The following is an 18,565-nucleotide window of genomic DNA, read 5'->3' as shown; positions in this document are numbered from 1 at the left end:
TTATGAATAGCGTTGTCGTAATCGGTGCCGGTCAAGCAGCTATATGGACCGCAAAAACCTTAAGAGCTGATGGTTATACGGGTGATATTACTATCATTGGTGACGAAGATTATGCGTTCTATGAGCGTCCTCCTTTATCCAAACAAGTCCTACTAGGTCAAGCTGACCATGATTCTTTAAAGATATTTAAAGATGACGCAGTTGATGAGCTGAACATAACCTTATTAAAACCTGTCAGAGTCACGCATATTGATCGGCAAAGCAAACACGTCTATACCAATGATGACCAAGAGATTGCCTACGACAAGCTACTGATTGCCACCGGTAGTAAAGCGAAGATTCCGGTTGAGCAGTGGTCCTCTTATCCTAACATCGTTAGCCTGCGTAATATTGAAGACAGTAAACTTATCGAGCAAAAACTCAATGGTGTAGATAAAGTTGGCATCATAGGTGGTGGCTGGATTGGTTTGGAGGTAGCGGCGTCTTTATCGGAAAGAGACGTCGAGGTCACTGTATATGAGATGAATGACAGACTATGCGCCAGAAGCGTGAGTAAAGAGGTGTCAGACTATCTATTAAACCTGCATCAAGCCCATGGCACCAAGATAAAACTGTCGTTTGATCATCTTGATTTGCTCCAAGCTGATAGTGAGGAGAGTGTCAGCGTAAAAATCAACAATGATGAGCAAGATAGTGCCCGTTATGATTTGGTTTTATTAGGGACCGGCGCTCACATTAATAAAGAGATCGGCGAGATGTCAGGTTTAGAAACCAGAGACGGCATCATTGTCGATGAATATTGTCAAACCAGCGATCCTGATATTTATGCCGCAGGGGATGTCGCGATTCACCCAGGTTTGGGTTTTTGTATTCAGTCATGGTCCAATGCTCAAAATCAAGGAATTATAGCAGCCAAATCTATGTTGGATCTAGGAGTGGCTTATGATGACATCCCATGGCTGTGGTCGGATCAATACGACAAAAATATTCAAATACTAGGCTCTCCTGTCGATATCGAAAACTGTCAGCTGGTTATTCGAGAAGATGAAGACAACAATCCCTGCTTTTTTTATCTAGACGATGAGAAAAAGCTGCGCTACTTAGTAGCCATTAATAATAACAAAATTGTCAAGATTGCGAAGAGGTGGATGAAAGCAGATATGGCGCTTGATCCAGAGACTTTGCAAGACACTTCAGTGAACCTTATGAAAATAAGACCTAAGTAGGTAATCATTTTTATGCTCAATACTTTTATAGCCAGAAGGAGCTTTTGATAAATAGTTTTGAGGATTATATAAAGGGTTATTTAATTAAATATTAATTAATAAAAATTTGAGTTAATTATCAAGGATGATAAATATGGATACTACCATAGACAATGTAGATGCTGTCGGTGTGAAAAGAAATAGACCTGGAGGGTTTAAATACTGGGTTCCAGCCATTGTACTGATGATAACGGTCGTACTGGCTTTTTTTGACAAAATTAGTATTGCTGTGCTTTTTGCTGATCCTGAGTTTTTGTCCGATCTTGGTATTACAGGAGACAAAGCTAAACTTGGCTGGCTGATGAGTATTTTCTTATTAGCTTATGGTCTCTCTTCGGTCTTTCTGAGTTTTGTGGGCGATATTTTTGGTCCCAAAAAGATACTGTTGGCAGGTATAACCAGTTGGGGCGTACTGATGTTCCTAATGGGTTTGACCAGCAATTTCTATCTGCTGCTGTTTTATCGCGTTTTGCTTGGTATCGCTGAAGGGCCATTATTGGCATTGTGTTTTAGTATCGTGAAGCAAAACTATACCCCATCAGAGCAGGCGCGGGCATCCACTTTGTTTTTACTAGGCACACCTATAGGTGCCGCTTTAGGATTTCCTCTTACGGCCATTATTCTGCAGAACTACAATTGGCATGCCACCTTCTTTTTCATGTCTTTTATTACCCTATTTTTATTAGTGCTGGTGTACTTTGGACTCAAAGGCGTGACCTATGTCAAAGCCAATAGAAAGTCAGTCGACCACAAAACCAACTTTAAAAAACTACTCAGCAGTAGACCCTTTTGGCTGCTTACCTTTTTTAACGTCGGCACCTTGGCTTATCTTTGGGGGCTAAACAGTTGGATACCTACTTACTTAATAGAAGCTAAAGGTTTTAATTTAAAGCAGTTTGGTAACCTATCCATGATTCCGTTTGTCGCTATGCTTGTCGGTGAGATATTGGGTGCCTTTAATTCTGATAGATTTCCAAATAGAAGAGCGATACAAGTCTTTGGAGGGTTACTTGGTGCTGGTATTACGATGTTCTTACTTATTTATCAAGAAGGCATAGTCAACGTTTTAATCTTTATGTCTGCCAGTGCTTTTTTATGGGGCTTTAACGTCTCGGCCATTTTTGCACTACTAGCTAATATCACGGCAAAAGAGGTGGCGACGACAGCGGGCGGTATCTTCAATGGTTTTGGGAACTTTGGTAGTGCCTTAGCACCGGTAATTATAGGTTATATCGTGGTTTACACGGGCAATATTAATCACGGCATTATGTTTTTGGCAGGCATAGCTATCGTGTCTTCTTTATTCTTAATACCATTACTCAAAAAGTACTAATTTTAAAAGTACTAATTTTAAGAGCTGATTTTAATAGGCACTTATTTAATAGGCACTTATTTAATAGGTACTTATATTGAGAATACTAAGCTTAAGCAGCACCAAGCTTAGTCCAAATCAACCTAATATGTAAGGAATACTGATATGAATACTGAAACAGCTACTAAAAACATCAATACTTCAAAAAGACCAGAAGGCAGCTCTTTAGAAGATTGGATCTCAACTCGCGTGGCAAGATTTGAAGACCGTCAGTACGATTTTAGCGCCTTAAAGTTCCAAGCGGACTATGATCCTAAATACCGCCGCGCACAAATGCGTTATATGGGCACGGGGGCAACCGGAGTGTCTGGTGACAGCAATACCGTTCAGGCAGAGAACTTTACCTTCTCTACTATGTTATTGCCAGCAGGCTGCGAAGGTCCTCCGCACGTACATACTGATGCAGAAGAGGTCTTCTTCATGCTGCGCGGATCGATCACCTTGACGGTTGAGGATCAAGGCGAGGAGACGTCTATGGAGCTAAACTATCGCGATCTGATCTCAGTACCGCCTGGCGTCTATAGAGGTTTGCACAACCATACCCAAGAAGATGCCTTGATGTGCGTGATGATTGGTAATCCAAAGCCCGTTATCCCCACTTATCCAGACGATCATCCATTATCTAAAATCAAACGCTAACTTTGGTTTATAGGTTGGTTGAGACATGGAGTGAATCGGTTTTGTTGAACCTAACAGGTTTGACGGATACCGCTTTGGCAATTGGCTTTGACGACTAGCTCTAACAATTAGCTTCGGCAATGAATAGTTGTAAAAGATGACAGTAAAAAGGACTCTTTATGGCGCACTTAGACAAGCAGTACGACTCAGCAAGTGAAATTGAGTTTATTCAAAACCATAAACAATCTGATGAAACCATTGTCTTTTTACATGGGATCAGCTCAGGCGCGGACTCTTGGATAAAGCAGCTCGACTACTTCGCTGATAAAGCCTCGGTGTTGGCTTGGAGTGCGCCAGGCTACGGACAAAGCGCACCAATGCAAGAGCAGATACCCACTGCTTTGGATTACAGTAGACGTCTCTTAACGCTGCTTGAATCAAGCGGTATCAAGCGTGTGAGTCTAGTGGGTCACTCGCTGGGCGCGCTTATCGCCTCAGGCTTTACCGCCGAGTATCCGCAGATGGTGAATAAAGTAATACTAGCCAATGCAGCACAAGGTTATGGTGAGTTCGATCAGGCCAAGCAAGATGAGGTGGCTCAAAAGCGTCCCAAGCTGTTAAAAGAGCTTGGCGGTACTGAGATGGCGCGGCAAAGAAGCCATGCCTTGCTGTTTGATGCCAGCGACGACAAGGTGAAGCTACTTGAGCAAATTATGGAGCAAATCAGTGCTGAGGGTTTTGAGAAATCCTCACAGCTGCTCGCGCGCGATAGTATGCATCATTATTTGGATCAAATAGACAAGCCTGTCGATTTAATCTATGGCGCTGAGGACGGCATTACCCCGCCTAGGATTATGTTTGAGATTGCCGATCGGCACAAAAATGTCTCATTGCATCCTATTGAATCTGCTAGTCATTTGTCGTATTTGGATCAACCTGAGCGTTTTAATCAACTACTGCTATCAATCATTAAGGGTAATGGTTTATGAGTTTTCAAGTAAAAGATAAGGTGGTTATAGTCACTGGCGGATCATCTGGCATAGGGCTAAAGCTGGTAAAGCTATTTCTGCTACAAGGCGCGAAAGTCGCTTGGTGCGGCAGAAATAATGAAAGATTACAGTCCACTTATGATGAGCTAAGTCAACAGCACGATATAGAGCAGATGTTTATCCATCAGTGCGATGTGCTGCAAAAAGAGCAAGTAGCTACGTTCGTCGACGCCGTTGTAGAGCGCTTTGGCGCTATCGATATGCTGGTTAACAATGCCGGTCAAGGTAAGGTAGCAGATTTCTTTAATACCGACGAGCAAGATTGGGTGGACGAGCTAAAGCTAAAGGTCTTTAGCGTGGTCAACATGATCAACACCACCTTGCCTTACTTAAAAAAGTCCGACATCGCCTCAATCACTAATGTTAATTCCCTTTTAGGTCTCAAACCAGAAACCCATATGGTCGCAACCTCGGTTGCTAGAGCAGGACTGTTAAATTTGAGCAAAAACCTAGCTAATGAGTTGGTCAAAGACAACATCAGGGTCAATTCTATCTTAATTGGGTTAGTGGAGTCTGGACAATGGCGCAGACGTTTTGAGAATCGATCAGATAAGTCCAAAAATTGGGATGAGTGGATCGCAGAGGTAGCCAGCAAAAAAGGCATACCACTAGGCCGATTAGGAAAGCCTGAGGAAGCCGCTTATGCGCTGCTGTTCTTAGCATCGCCTTTGTCCTCTTATACCACAGGATCGGTGATCGATGTCTCAGGTGGTTTGAGTAAAGAGATTTAAGTCAGAAGGTTTAAGTTAAAAGATCTAAGCTAAAAAATTTGGGTAGAAAAAGCTAAAACGAGATAGAGGTTAATTATGAAGCGCGTCATGTTTGTAGGTTATGGATCTATGGCAAGAAAGGTACACGAGATGCTGCCTAAAAACATTGTGCTCTCGGTAGTGCTTGCCAGCTCCAGAAGTGCAGAGCGTATCAAAGCTGAGCTTGGCGATACTATCGAGGTGATTACTTCGGTTGACGAGCTGGTAGAAAAACCTGATTTGGCCGTTGAGATGGCAGGACAAGGCGGACTCAAAGCTCATGCTATTAATATATTAGAGAAGGGCATTCCCCTTGGCGTTGTCTCGGTTGGCGCTTTTACCGACGATAGCTTTGCTGCCAAACTAGCTGATACGGCAGAGAAAAACGGGGTAAAAGTGCATATCTTAGCAGGAGCGGTTGCTGGTATCGATGGTATCAATGCGGCAAGTCTAGCTGGACTGAATAAGGTAGTTTATCAAGGCAGAAAACAGCCCGCCAGCTGGCAGGGCAGTCACGCTGATGAGCTGCTTGATTACGATAATTTATCCGAGGCGACTGTTTTTTTTACCGGCACAGCAAGAGAGGCGGCAGCTTTATTCCCGGCCAATTCAAACGTTGCCGCTACTATTGCGCTGGCAGGCGTGGGGCTTGATGATACAACGGTAGAGCTCATTGCCGATCCTACGCTTGAGCATAATATTCATCATATCACTGCCCAAGGGGTCTTTGGCAAGCTTGAGATTAGCATGGCCGGATTGCCACTTGCTGAAAATCCTAAGACGTCAAGCTTAGCTGCTTTTAGTGCGCTGCGACTGTGCTGTCAGCTTGAGCAAACCTTACAGCTATAAAGCATTATTAAAAGCACACCAAAGCTACTGAGTATATATAACGCTTGAGCATACAACTCTACTAAGCAGGCCATATTAAAAGAGACATTATTATGAAAAATACAGTAAAAGAAGGCGCGGTAACAGAAGATACAGTAAAAGAAGGCACGGTAACAGAAGACACGGTAAAAAAGATATTTATAGCCGGCGAGTGGAAGCTCGGTGGCGGCGCTACTATCAAAAGCCACTATCCAGCCGATCATTCAGTCAATGCAGAAATCTCTACGGCCAGCTTAGATGATATTAATGAAGCTATAGAGGCGGCCGACAAAGCATGGCGCGATCCAAGTTGGCGCGATAAGTTGCCTTCAGAAAAATCGGCGGTACTGTTTAAAGCGGCCAACATTATGGAGCAGAAAAAACAATTTTTGGCTGAGCTGCAAACCAGAGATAACGGTAAGCCGCTGGCAGAAACCTTTGCTTTGGTAAGTAGCGCTATCGCAACGACGCGCTATATCGCCAGTAGCCTTGAGACTCTTGATAACGAGCTGACCAATCAGCGTATCAAGGCGCTGATGACCTTTACTACCTATGAGCCTTTAGGTGTGGTCGCGGCTATTACCCCATGGAACTCGCCCATTGCTTCAGAGATTCAAAAAATTGTCCCCGCCTTAGCAGGGGGTAATGCGGTTATTTTAAAACCTGCTGAGGCAACCTCGCTGATAGCGCTTGAATTGGCTAAAGTGTTTGAAGAAGCAGGCTTGCCTAAAGGTCTGTTTAGCGTACTCACAGGTAAGGGTTCTGTGGTTGGTGAAGAGATCGTCAAGCATCCGCTAGTACAAAAGATCTCTTTTACCGGTAGTACCAGTACCGGTCGGCACTTAGCGCACGTGGCAGCGGATAAGCTGATCTCAACTTCATTAGAGCTTGGCGGCAAGTCGCCGACCATCGTTTTTGAAGATGCAAACTTTGATATCGCTGTAAACGGGGTGATTTACGGTATCTTTAGCTCATCTGGTCAAGCTTGTATCGCTGGTTCAAGACTGTTTATCCATGAAAGCATCTATGATGATTTTCTAGACGCTTTGATTAAGAAAACCGAAAACATCGTGGTTGGTGATCCTGAAGCAGAGGGCACGCAGATGGGGCCGCTGATCAGTGAGGATCATCTCAATAGTGTCGATCGTTATGTTCAAATGGCTAAAGGTGAGGGCGGTACTATAGTTGCAGGCGGGCATCGGCTGACAGGCGAGGCGTACGATAAAGGCTCTTATTACGCGCCAACCATCATCACCGGTCTAAAAAATGACGCGCAGGTTTGCCAAGAAGAGATATTCGGACCTGTGTTAGTCGTCATACCTTATAGCGATGAAGAGACATTATTAGGACATGCGAACCACAGTATCTACGGTCTGGCAGCAGGCATATGGACAGAAGATTATCGTAAGGCCCTACATATTGCCAAAGCGCTTGAAGCGGGTACCATTTGGATCAACACTTACAAGAAATTCTCTATCGCCACGCCTTTTGCTGGCTACAAAGAGAGCGGGGTGGGTAAAGAGAAAGGTAGATTAGGCATTTTGGATTATATGCTCACCAAAAGTATCTTCCTAAATCTGGATGAAACCCCCAATCCATGGTCTGATCCTAAATAGCCATATTAAATAATGATATAAAACCGCTGTATTAAATCATCTTAACTCTTTTTAACTCTTTATAAACAGGGACGATATTATGACAACCAAAGTGACCGTCGGGGAATTGATAGCTCGAGTATTAGAGGCGCATGGGGTAGAAGATATTTTTGGTTTGATCTCTATTCATAATTTGCCAATTGCCGATGCGATTGGCAGAAGGGAGAAAATCAATTTTGTCTGTGCTCGCGGCGAAGCAGGCTGCGTCACTATGGCCGATGCTTATGCTCGATTTAAAGGTTTAGGCGTTGCGCTTACCAGCACCGGCGCAGGATCAGGCAATGCTATCGGTTCTATGGTTGAGGCCAGTAACGCGGGCAGTCCGGTTATTCATATCACAGGACAAGTTGAAAAAGAGTATTTAGATCGTGATGCCAGCTTTATTCACGAAGCCAATGATCAACTTGGCTATCTAAAATCTAGCAGCAAGGCCGCTTTTAGAATCTTAAGTCCAGAACATGCTGTTGGTATGGTACGAGAAGCAATACGCGTGGCAACGACCGTACCCAAAGGCCCGGTCAGCATTGAGATACCTATCGACGTCCAAGCAACCACTATTGATCTGCCCGCTGAGCTGTCTTATGTTGGCGCTATGCAGTTGCCTGAAGCGCCGCAAGAGGCCGTAGATCTAGTGGCAGAGCAAATCAAGTCAGCCAAAAAACCTATTTTGTGGATAGGCGGCGGCTGTCTTGAAGCCAGTGCAGAAGTTACAAAGCTTGCTAATATGGGTATTCCTGTCGTGTCCTCAACCCATGCCCGCGGCGTATTGCCAGATTCGCATCCTAGAAGCTTAAATGCCTTTCATAACTCCTCAGCGGTCGAAGAGCTGATTACCGATAGCGATGTCTGTATCGTCGTCGGCTCGCGCCTGCGTAGTAATGAGACCAAAACTTATTCTTTAAAGTTCCCAGAAAACCTCATTCAAATTGACGCCACCCCTATGGCGCAGCAACGAAACTATGCGGTCAAGCACTTCTTTTGTGCTGAAGCCAAATCGTTTTTGCAAAGAGTCAACGCACAGCTGGGAGATATCTCCAAAGTCGATGCCGACTATGATGAGCGTATCAAAGCAGCCAAAACATTTGCGATCGATGCTTTAGAGACTCAGTTAGGGCCTTATGCTGATATTTGTTACTCCCTACGTAAAGCCCTGCCCGATGACGGTATTTTGGTCAGAGATATCACCATGTCTGGTAGTACTTGGGGCAGCAGGCTATTTCCCGTCAACGAGCCGCTAAAAAATATTCACTCTTTAGCTGGCGCTATTGGCTTAGGACTAGCGCACGGTATCGGTACGGCAATCGCCAATCCTGATAAAAAGACGGTAGCGCTAGTCGGTGATGGTGGCCTTATGCTCGGCATAGGCGAGATCGCCACCGCCATTCAAGAGAACACCAACCTAGTGTTATTGGTGATGAATGACGGCGGCTACGGGGTTATGCGCGGTATTCAAAAGCAGTATTTTGATGGTAGGCAGTACTATAATGAGCTGCATACGCCATCTTTTGTCGCCCTTGGTGAAGCTATGGGCTGCAAGTCATATAAAGCTGAGTCATTAGAAGAGTTCGATACAACTATTAACCAAGCAATGAAGGAGGAAGGCATGAGTTTGGTGGAGGTCAACATGACGGCGATTGGCCCGCTCAAGTTCGCAGGACCGCCACAAAAGAAACTGTATTAAAAGCTGTACTAAGTAAGAGCTGTAATAAAATTGCGCTAAAGAGTAGCGGCAATTGGTTTTAGAAATGGAATTTACTAATACGTCAACAGGGAGTTATAGATCATGTGTAATCTAAAAAAGCTAACCTTAGCGTTAGCAGCGCTAGCACTATGTAGCAACGCACAAGCTATTGAATTAATAAACGACGGCGACACCACGGTAAATTTGGGCGGGTTTGTTAAAGCAGAAGGGGTATTTACCTCTGCTGATGACGACGTCCCTGAGAATAATGTCTCAGATTTTGAAGGCGACGTGCGTGAATCACGCATCAACCTTGAAGCCAAAACCGTAGTCGATGATAGAAACCTAAAAGCGTTTATTGAAACCGACTTTTATGGCGGCGATATTGCCAACGACCAAGCGGAGCTGCGCCTGCGTCATGCCTTTATACAAGTCGATGATGTCACCTTTGGTAAGACGTGGAACGGACAGTTCTTTGCTGTCGCGCCGCTATTAACCGAACAGCTGGACTTTTGGGGCGTAGCCGTCGGTACTGTTGCGGGTAGTGGCCTTAATGTCCGTCCCGATCTAACCGTACACTATGCCAAAAACGGCTTTCGAGTTACCGCGCAGGAGCCTGTCAATGATGACGCCGATCTACCAGACTTAGTGGCAAGCTATACTGCCAATACCTCTGATTTTGGTTATGCTAATGCCCCTGATCTGGACTTTATCGTCGGGGTGATGGGGCGAGATGTGAATAAAAGCGTTGAGGACGATTCAGACTCAAAGATCGGCATAGGCGGCTCATTAGCCACGAGGTTGAACCTAGCTGAGAATCGGTGGGGTAAAGGCTCGCTACATGCCAGTGTCTATACCGGGGATGGTATGGGGGTTTATTCTGGACTATGTGCCTCAGGCCCGCTAAACCCGGCAGTAGAACAAGGCTGTGATGCTGAGGATGGTGATCTGGTGTCGCAAACCGGCTTTAGTGTGGGGTATCGGCAAGTGTTTTCACCCAAACTGCGCGCTAACCTACGTTATGGTGAGGTCAATGTAGACAATGAGGAGGATACGACTTTAGATGTCAAAAGCGTCAACCTGATCTATACTTACTTGCCCGGTCTGGATTTTGGTGTCGAATGGCGCGATCGTAGTCGTACTACGCTGCCTTGGAGACTGGGCGGTCAAGAGGTTGAGGTGATGGCGAGGTATAAGTTTTAAACAAACCACTAAAGCGCCTTAGCCCTACTCAGACGACTGTATGTATGAGCGCGCATCGTGGCTCATACATTACAAATTTTGTATACCTCTCAATATATAAATAAAGAGCTATTTGGACAAACGTTTATCATTAAGCTTTTTCAGTCATATAAGGATATAATAATGATTGCTTTTAATCATAAGCTAATCATAGGCTCAGGGATGATGCTGACGGGCATATCAGCAGGGCATACAGCAACCGATACCAACATGGTTTCTAATACCGTTACTCCAAAGTCGCCCAATGTGTTGGTGATTATGGCAGATGACTTAGGGTTTTCAGATATCTCACCTTATGGCAGTGAGATTCAAACTCCCAATCTTGAGATGCTAGCGAACAATGGTATAAGCTTTACTGACTTTTCAGTGACACCTTATTCTTCGCCTTCTAGAGCGTCATTTTTAACAGGATCTGATCCGCATGAGGTCGGTGTGGGTAATCTACTTGAAATAAGCTCTCCTGAGCAAAAGGCAGATCCTAGTTACGTCGGTTATCTCAATGAAAACGCACTAACTATTGCTCAGCGCTTACAGCAAGCAGGCTATTATACGTTGATGTCAGGAAAGTGGCATCTAGGGACTGAGCCTGAGCAAGCGCCTACCAACTGGGGATTTGACGAGTTTTTCGGCTTGCTAAAAGGTGAGGCCAATCATTTTAAACGTCCCAATTATCCAGAAGGTCCTTATGGGCCAGAACTTTATCGCTTAAATGGCGAGCTGACTGACATACCTGATGACTTTTATTCATCAAAAACTTATGCAGATTTTTTAATAGACTCTTTAAATAGTCGTCCAGATGACAGACCGTTTTTTGCTTATTTGCAGTTCACCGCTCCGCACTCACCACTACAGGCCCCGCGCGAAGACATAGAAAAGTACAGTGACTATTATAAAGATGGACCACGCGCACTTGCCAAGCGACGCTTTGAAAACGTCAAAAATCTAGGTTTTATCCCTAAAAGTGCCAAACAACCAACTATAAAAGGCTACCCTGAATGGGAGATCTTTAGCGAGGAGGACAGACAAAAAGAGATCAAGCGCATGCAGCTTTATGCAGCGATGATTGATAATATGGACGCCAATATCGGTAGAGTAATAGATAATCTAAAGGCAACAGGTGAGCTGGACAATACCTATATATTCTTTTTTTCAGATAATGGCGCTGCTGGTAAATATAGTGAGTTAGGACCTTGGAAGGATTGGGTCAATAATGACCATGATAACTCGCTTGCAAATATGGGGAATTTTGATAGTTATGTCTCAATGGGAATAGGCTGGGCACAAGCTGCTAATATGCCGTTCTCACTAATTAAAGGCTATACTGCTGAGGGAGGTATGCGCTCTCCTTTTATAGTTAGTGGTCCTAACATTCCTAAAGATACTTTATCTGGTAAGTATAGTAATCTTACAGATCTAGCACCTACTATTTTAGATATCGCCGGCGTGAGCAAAGTGACACCGCCAGGCAAAGCACCATTAGATGGTGAGTCCTTGATGCAAGAACTGACGCAGCCTAACATCGGCATAAAAGTACCTTATAAGTCTAAAGTGCTAGAGATGAATGGTTCAAAGACAGTACGCCGAGGGCATTACAAAGCCTTGGCCAATACGGATAAATTCGCTGGTTTAGGCGAGGTAATACCTACTCAAAAGTGGCAACTATACAATATCGAGCAAGATCCTAGCGAAACCACTGACATTGCTGATCAATATCCAGAAATATTGGATAACTTAATTGCCGAGTACGATAGCTATGCTCAAGATGTCGGCGTGGTTGAAGTATCACCTACAAGTAGATAACAAAAATTGGAAGCAAAACAATATCTGAATCACAAAGCTCTACTTATGAATAAGATGGTTTATGTATTGCTCAGAGGTTTCATGAATGAGCTGCTATAAAATCGGCAATATACTTATTGACAATTTCAGGCTGCTCGAGCGCAACCGAATGGCCTGCTTTTGGTACTACAAACATCTCACTATCAGCTACCGTTTGAACGATATTCTCTGACAGTGGCACCTCATAAGCATGATCCTGCTCACCTGCCAACACTAGTAGTGGAACCTTTAAGTCTTTAAGCTCATCCAATACGCCAGCTCGATGAATCACCCCATGCGCGCTACGTGCGATATCAGGTCCTAATTGCAGCATATAATTACGCCAGTATTCGCGCTCGCTAGCATGGGATGCATCTGCTAAATAGTCGTCACCAAACATAATATACATTAGCGTATCGATAAATGGCTCAGTGCCTTGGACATTGACCCCATCAATTAAAGGGGAGAACTCGGCCAGTTTGTATTCAAGCTCTCCGCTTGAGCCAAGGACAATACAGCCCTTTAGCAAGTCTGGATAGCGCGCCGCTAAACGCAAAGCGACAAAGCCGCCCATAGAGTTACCAGCAAAGAAGCACGGCTCTATATTGAGCGCTTCTATTAGTGCTGCTGCATCATCGGTTAGGGTATCCATATCGACGCTTGTTAAGTCTGAGCGCGCGCTTTGGCCTTGATCGCGATGATCATAGCGGATAATGCGAATATCTTTAGAGAGCTGTTCTACTTGATGCGCAAACATTTTATGATCAAAAAATAGCGAGTGACTAAGCACCAAAACCGGCGCATCTTTGGGGCCTTGATCCTCATAAAATAGCGTCGTTCCGTTGACATTAATATTTGGCATGATGAACTTCCTTGTTAAAACATTATTAAATGATAAGGTAGTAGTAGACAAGCTGTTGCGTTTTATCTTTGCTTATCAGATAGATAGCGCTAGGCATACTTGTTTATCATAGCACCAATTTGCTTGTTATTATTCTAAATTACCTTTCTCTAAATTCGCCAAAAACCCAGCAAAGCCCTCTGTCACGCGAGCATCAAGGCGACTACTTGTGGTTACGCGGACGCGATTGCTCCAAATGATATCGTAGTTTTGCTCTTCAAACTTTTTAACCAAATCCACATCTTCGTGACAAGGCAGTTTGGTAAAGCCGCCCACAGCCAGATAAGCCTTAGCGCTAAAGCTTAGATTAGCGCCATGGATATGACGGTGTCCCATCTTATCTTGATAATGCGCGATATAAGCCTGTTTGGTTTGCGGGGTTAAATGCGCCCAGCTATCCACGCTGACCACGCCGCAGATCATATCAGGCGTCTGCTCGGTGATATGTTTGATTTGCTCTACCAGCCAATCGGGGGGCACGACTGAATCGGCGTCGGTACAAGCCAGCCACGTTGCGCCCTTGTCAATAGCGTGACGAATGCCCAAATCGCGCACCCGTCCTACATGGCGATAGCTGCAAGATAAATAATCAACCCCTGCACGTTTAACTAGGGACTCGGTATCGTCAGTACAGCTATCGAGCACCACCAGCGGATAGGCTGTGATGTTTGCAGGCAGCTGCTCAATAGCGGTTTGTACCGATGCTAAGCACTCCTTAATAGTCAGCGCTTCGTTATGAGCCGGAATCACAATACCAATTTTCATATGGTTCATATGTTTTTCTTTCATGCTAAGTTTTCTTGCATAGCCACCGTCTTTGGGGTGTTTTGCCAAATGTCTAATAAAAAATCACTATCGACAAGCTGGCTCTGATGTGTAAAAGCTGGATAGGTACAATCTGACTTATCTTGATTAAATGCTTGCTGTAAGCGCTGATGTACCGTCTCGCCCGTCATCACAAAGCCATCAATGGTATACCGCCAATGACAGCAGAGTAAAGTGCCGCCTACTGCAAGGTTGTGTTTAATCCAATCGATAACCGTATCAATATCAGTGGGCGATAAATAATATAAAATCTCACTAATAATGATTAAGTCATAAGGTGGTTTATAAGTAGGCGCGTCATCTAGCTGTGATAAAAGCGGCGCTTTTAAAAGCCCGTTTTTTAGCTTAAGTAGTACGTTAGGAATTACCCCTTGTATCACTTTGACGTGAGAGATGTCTATCAAGCGCTGTTCGGCCAATTGCACCGCTTTATGATTGCCATCTATACTGACCAAAGCCTGACATCGACGCGCAAGCAAGCTACTAAACACGCCATTGCCGCAGCCAAGCTCAATGGCGTTGCCATACTTAGCTTGTGGCAATATTGCAAGACACATATCGCGTTTGCGCTGCTCATACCAGCGCGTTTGATACTGCCATGGGTCACTATTGTCGCTATATAAGCCATCAAAATAAGTCTCTGAATAGGCAGAAGACTGGGTATCATCATCAATAGATGGCGTCGCTTTAGGTGTGTGGCTCATATAAATAAACTTCCCAAGGTTGACTGATTCTGGCAATAGTTTGTTCTGATAAAACAGGCGGCTTACCTGTACTCTCATCAACGGTGATTTGGCTCTCAAAACAAGCAATCGCTTGCGCTTTACGCTGTAGCTGCTCAGTGCTTAAATCCACTCGCGCAGCCCAATGCCAAGGAATACGGCTATCGGCAGGCTCGGCCCAATGCCATGCCCAAATCAGTACCTGATAGCAGTCCAAACGGTGACGCTTGGCAAAGGCGGTAACCACTTGCCCCGTGGCTTCATGGTCAGGATGCCCATCAAACCTAAACGGTGTCACCAAGATGTCATCAGGCTGGATAATGGTAGCCAGCTTTTGCTGGAACAAAGCTTGCTCAGTAAACACATTGCCATCGCTCAAATCTAGCGCAATAGTGGTCACTTGCGAAGCAATACCCAAGACCTTCAAAGCATCAAGGCTCTCCTTTGGCCGGATAGTATTAAGCGTCTCAGGCGAATAAAGCGATGAGTCCGGATGGCTTTGGGTGCCGTTGGTCACGTGAATAATGGTAATAGGATTGCCATTCGCCGCCAGCTGTTGCAGCAAACCGCCGCAGCCTAAAGTTTCATCATCAGGGTGCGGAGCAAAGATACAAACGCGCTGCTGTGCTGGAAAGCAAGTAGCAATATCTAACCGCGGTAAGTCCTGCAAACCTTGCCAGTTTTGCCAAGCGTCCTGACTGGTGCCATCGCCCTCTATCACACGGTCACCCACAATCGGGTGCAGCTCTTTTATAGGGCTATCTTCTATAATTGCAGCCCCACTAGGCGTTACAGTTGCCATAAATTTTCCTGTCTTTTAGATTCATTACCCGTGGCTTTGCTAGTCAAGTTGGTAGCTGATGCACTTGTCAGCTCGCCAATCTTTTGTAAGTCAAACGCACCATGACTTTGGCGAATAAACACGGGTAAATCTGCTGCTAATCTAGCGAAATGAGCATTGGTACAAAACGGCGCGGCTCCTAATGCTTGACCAGCACGCTCTAAAACTTGACGCGCTAGCTGTTCAACGTTTGCCCGAAGCGTACGTATGGTCAGCTCATGGCTATATTGATGTTGATGTTTCGGCTCACTATCTATCAGGTTTGCTACATAATAAAAATACTGCTGGGTGAGCGCCATTGCTGTGCTAATCTCACCTAAATACATGGCTTTATAATCGTTCGGTTTGTGCTGATAAGACGTCAGTAAGTAATTTGCCAGATAAGCCGTTGCCCCATACCAGCAAGCCGCAACGCCCGCTGCACCATGCCAGAATCCTACGCGCTCTAAATACGCATTTGCCGCGCCAACTTGCTCTGCTGCTACGTCTGTAAACTCTATGGTAGCGGTATCGGTCGCCTGCATACCGACCGCTTGCCAACTACTGTTATCAATGGCGATGCCTTCTTGCTGCATATCTACGATAAGCAATTGCGAATCACCATTTTTATCGCGATAAGTCATAAGTCCATAATCAACGATATGCGCCCCTGAACACCAAGCTTTAATACCATTGGCAATACCGTAGACAGTGCCGTTGACTTTGCCTTGCTGGCTCGTTTTATCTTGTTGATTAGCTGTGTCTTGTTCAAAGTTTAAAGGAGGCCCTTCGGCGGCCCAAACTGCCCACAGTCCTGACAGCTGTGATAGCGAGTCTTGCACTGATTTTTGCGCGTCTGTTTTTTGAGAGCCTGTGTCATAGCCAACTTCATGCAAGATACTTAAGGCATCTAAATGCGACTCGAACCATTTGACAATGGTTAAATCAATGCTGGCAACATACGCTAATACTTGCCAGCGCAGTAGGGTGTTTGCAGGCGCATTGTTGCCATTACCATGACTACGACCATGACCGCTGGCAGGGTGAGGGATGTTATCGCTATAGGAGACTAGAACATTCAATATCTCGCGACGTAATTTATCAGTAATATGCAGCGTATCAAATGTTTGCTTATCAGCGGCTACAATATCTTCTACAGCCGCTTTTATGTTTAGTAATAATAGGTTTTTTACTTCCTTATTTACCATAAATTTTCCTAATTATTATTGTTCGTTAGGTATTACGACGGGTTGTTATAAACGATTTTATTCTCCGTTAGATTGACGACTTGAATACAAGTCTTCTAAAAAACTGTGCTGCCAAGTATGAATATCATACGCTGTGAGGCCTTGCATCAAGGTCTGATAACGCTCTTGGCGCTCAGCAAGGGGCATAGTTAGAGCGGTCTTTAATCCCTGAATGATACTTATGGGCTGCTGCGGGTCGATAATCACCGCCGCCTGCATTTGCGCGGCCGCGCCAGCATAACGAGATAATAATAACACGCCCGGATTATCTGGATTTTGCGCGGCAATATATTCTTTGGCCACAAGATTCATACCGTCCTTAAGCGAATTCACCCAGCCAATATCACTATAATGAAACGCGGTCATTAACTTTTCATGGCCCAATACGTTTTCGCTATAAGTGATAGCTTGCCAATCGGTTTTGACATCATTTATACCATTTTTACAACTATCTATAACATCATCATCCTGACAAGTATCCGCTGTAATACTGTTGGTTATAATACTATCGCCTCTAACACGGTTAGCTTTAAAATTATGTGCTTCACCCGTAGCTTCATATAAGCCATTAGAGCAGTACTGAGCGCTTTTGGTAGGTGTAAACTGCTCATTGACCTCATTGACGGCTTGCCTAACCTCATTATAAAGCTGCTGATAAACGGGCAAATCCAAACGACTTGGGCAGGCAATTTGTAAAAAATTAAGCTGGTTTTGGTACTGTGGGTTTTGCTGTAAAAAAGTGCGATACGCAGAAAAACGCTCTAATAATCCTTTAGAATAATCAATCCTATCTACGGCAATAATTTGCTGCGTGGTAGGTTTTATAGTGTCTTTTTGGACGTTTTTGGCAACAGACAAAGGTGAAGATAAACCACTGACTTGCTGCTGGATTCTAGCGACATTAACGCCAATAGGATAATCCTTGATAGTCAAGCTATGCGCCGCGTCCAAATCTAAATTGAGCGTAAGCTGCGTACTGTCCGAGTGTTTATATTGCTCTAGCTTAGTAAAAGATTGCTTATTAGCGTTAGGCGCTACACTTGGATTATCTAATAAATGCTCTTTTAAATAGTGCTGGCAAACGCTAAAGCAATTGGCTTTATCTTGCTCAGTCTGGGTGCCAACTACATCATAATGAGCGAGATGATGAATCAGCTCAGTGCTGTTATCAAGATCTTGCCAAAGATCCAGAGGTGCAAACGGAATATGCAAAAATAGACCGATACGATTACTCATGCCCAGCTGCCGGCAGTGATACGCGACGCTTAAAAAATGATAGTCATGAACCCAAATCACATCATCAGGTTCGGCGATAGTTTTTAACGCTTTAGCAAATAAACGGTTGACGACTTGATAGCCAGCATAATCCTCTGGCGCTTGAGAGATCAAGCTTGGCTGCTCATGCATCAAAGGCCACAACACACTATTGGCAAAGCCGCAGTAATAGTGCTGGTACTGTTTGGAAGTGAGAGCGGTGGTCACATAAGTGATGGTGCTACTGGTTTTTTGAATATCTGTATCGCTGCTTTTAACGGTCCGCTCTTGCTGACTAAACTCATTGCTATCCCTGTTATTAACTCTATTGTTATCCGTGTCGTCAATGTCACCATTCCAGCCCATCCAAATGACAGAACGACCTTTTAATACATCGTTTAATGCAACGGCCAGTCCACCTGCCATTGGACCATTATCAGGTAATTTAACCCGATTAGATAAGGCGATTAAACGGCTCAT

General features: G+C 44.6%; 16 protein-coding genes. 10 read left to right on the top strand and 6 right to left on the bottom strand.

The genetic code is table 11. The features are described from left to right. The first annotated feature begins 2 nt into the window (after positions 1-2). The 10 genes from ACR63N_RS08810 (at position 3) to ACR63N_RS08765 (ending at position 12,298) form a co-directional block, all read left to right on the top strand. A complete protein-coding gene (locus ACR63N_RS08810; RefSeq protein WP_472781885.1) occupies positions 3-1,226 on the top strand; it encodes an NAD(P)/FAD-dependent oxidoreductase in 1,224 nt (407 codons plus the stop codon). A gap of 133 nt (positions 1,227-1,359) precedes the next feature. Then, the gene (locus ACR63N_RS08805; RefSeq protein WP_367111592.1) at positions 1,360-2,598 is read left to right on the top strand and encodes an MFS transporter; all 1,239 of its coding nucleotides are present in this window, start codon (positions 1,360-1,362) and stop codon (positions 2,596-2,598) included. Positions 2,599-2,742: 144 nt separating this feature from the next. Continuing rightward, a complete protein-coding gene (locus tag ACR63N_RS08800; protein ID WP_367111591.1) occupies positions 2,743-3,276 on the top strand; it encodes a cupin domain-containing protein in 534 nt (177 codons plus the stop codon). A gap of 158 nt (positions 3,277-3,434) precedes the next feature. Beyond that, a complete protein-coding gene (locus ACR63N_RS08795; protein ID WP_472781884.1) occupies positions 3,435-4,244 on the top strand; it encodes an alpha/beta fold hydrolase in 810 nt (269 codons plus the stop codon). Further along, positions 4,241-5,035 (top strand): SDR family oxidoreductase, encoded by a 795-nt coding sequence (locus ACR63N_RS08790; protein WP_367107533.1) that lies wholly within the window; start codon positions 4,241-4,243, stop codon positions 5,033-5,035. The genes ACR63N_RS08795 and ACR63N_RS08790 overlap by 4 nt, the downstream gene beginning before the upstream one ends. Positions 5,036-5,110: 75 nt before the next feature. After that, entirely contained in the window at positions 5,111-5,902 is a 792-nt protein-coding gene (locus ACR63N_RS08785) for an aspartate dehydrogenase (protein ID WP_367107532.1), read from the top strand. Positions 5,903-5,994: 92 nt separating this feature from the next. Further along, positions 5,995-7,536: an aldehyde dehydrogenase gene (locus tag ACR63N_RS08780; protein WP_472781883.1), complete on the top strand. Its 1,542-nt coding sequence runs from the start codon at positions 5,995-5,997 to the stop codon at positions 7,534-7,536. A gap of 79 nt (positions 7,537-7,615) precedes the next feature. Then, the gene (locus ACR63N_RS08775) at positions 7,616-9,256 is read left to right on the top strand and encodes a thiamine pyrophosphate-binding protein (RefSeq protein ID WP_472781882.1); all 1,641 of its coding nucleotides are present in this window, start codon (positions 7,616-7,618) and stop codon (positions 9,254-9,256) included. A 102-nt stretch (positions 9,257-9,358) separates the two neighbouring features. Further along, entirely contained in the window at positions 9,359-10,459 is a 1,101-nt protein-coding gene (locus tag ACR63N_RS08770) for a hypothetical protein (RefSeq protein WP_472781881.1), read from the top strand. 162 nt (positions 10,460-10,621) lie between these two features. Then, entirely contained in the window at positions 10,622-12,298 is a 1,677-nt protein-coding gene (locus ACR63N_RS08765; RefSeq protein WP_367104209.1) for an arylsulfatase, read from the top strand. Positions 12,299-12,377: 79 nt separating this feature from the next. Here the strand turns inward: ACR63N_RS08765 and ACR63N_RS08760 are convergent, their stop codons facing one another. From ACR63N_RS08760 to ACR63N_RS08735, 6 genes are all read right to left on the bottom strand, one after another. Beyond that, the gene (locus ACR63N_RS08760) at positions 12,378-13,178 is read right to left on the bottom strand and encodes an alpha/beta fold hydrolase (RefSeq protein ID WP_472781880.1); all 801 of its coding nucleotides are present in this window, start codon (positions 13,176-13,178) and stop codon (positions 12,378-12,380) included. Positions 13,179-13,307: 129 nt separating this feature from the next. Beyond that, complete coding sequence (locus ACR63N_RS08755; protein ID WP_472782730.1) at positions 13,308-13,982, bottom strand: glycosyltransferase family 2 protein; 675 nt, start codon at positions 13,980-13,982, stop codon at positions 13,308-13,310. A 20-nt stretch (positions 13,983-14,002) separates the two neighbouring features. Beyond that, positions 14,003-14,746, bottom strand: a complete 744-nt coding sequence (locus tag ACR63N_RS08750; protein ID WP_472781879.1) for a class I SAM-dependent DNA methyltransferase — start codon at positions 14,744-14,746, stop codon at positions 14,003-14,005. Next, the gene (locus ACR63N_RS08745; protein WP_367104212.1) at positions 14,730-15,566 is read right to left on the bottom strand and encodes a PIG-L deacetylase family protein; all 837 of its coding nucleotides are present in this window, start codon (positions 15,564-15,566) and stop codon (positions 14,730-14,732) included. The genes ACR63N_RS08750 and ACR63N_RS08745 overlap by 17 nt, the downstream gene beginning before the upstream one ends. After that, on the bottom strand, positions 15,554-16,792 hold the full coding sequence (locus tag ACR63N_RS08740) for an acyl-CoA dehydrogenase (protein ID WP_472781878.1): 1,239 nt from the start codon (positions 16,790-16,792) through the stop codon (positions 15,554-15,556). The genes ACR63N_RS08745 and ACR63N_RS08740 overlap by 13 nt, the downstream gene beginning before the upstream one ends. Before the next feature lie 57 nt (positions 16,793-16,849). After that, positions 16,850-18,565: an alpha,alpha-trehalose-phosphate synthase (UDP-forming) gene (locus ACR63N_RS08735; protein WP_472781877.1), complete on the bottom strand. Its 1,716-nt coding sequence runs from the start codon at positions 18,563-18,565 to the stop codon at positions 16,850-16,852.

The organism is Psychrobacter sp. M4, from assembly GCF_055699795.1.
Note: the sequence above shows the minus strand (reverse complement) of the source record. Positions and strands in the feature narration are given on the sequence as shown.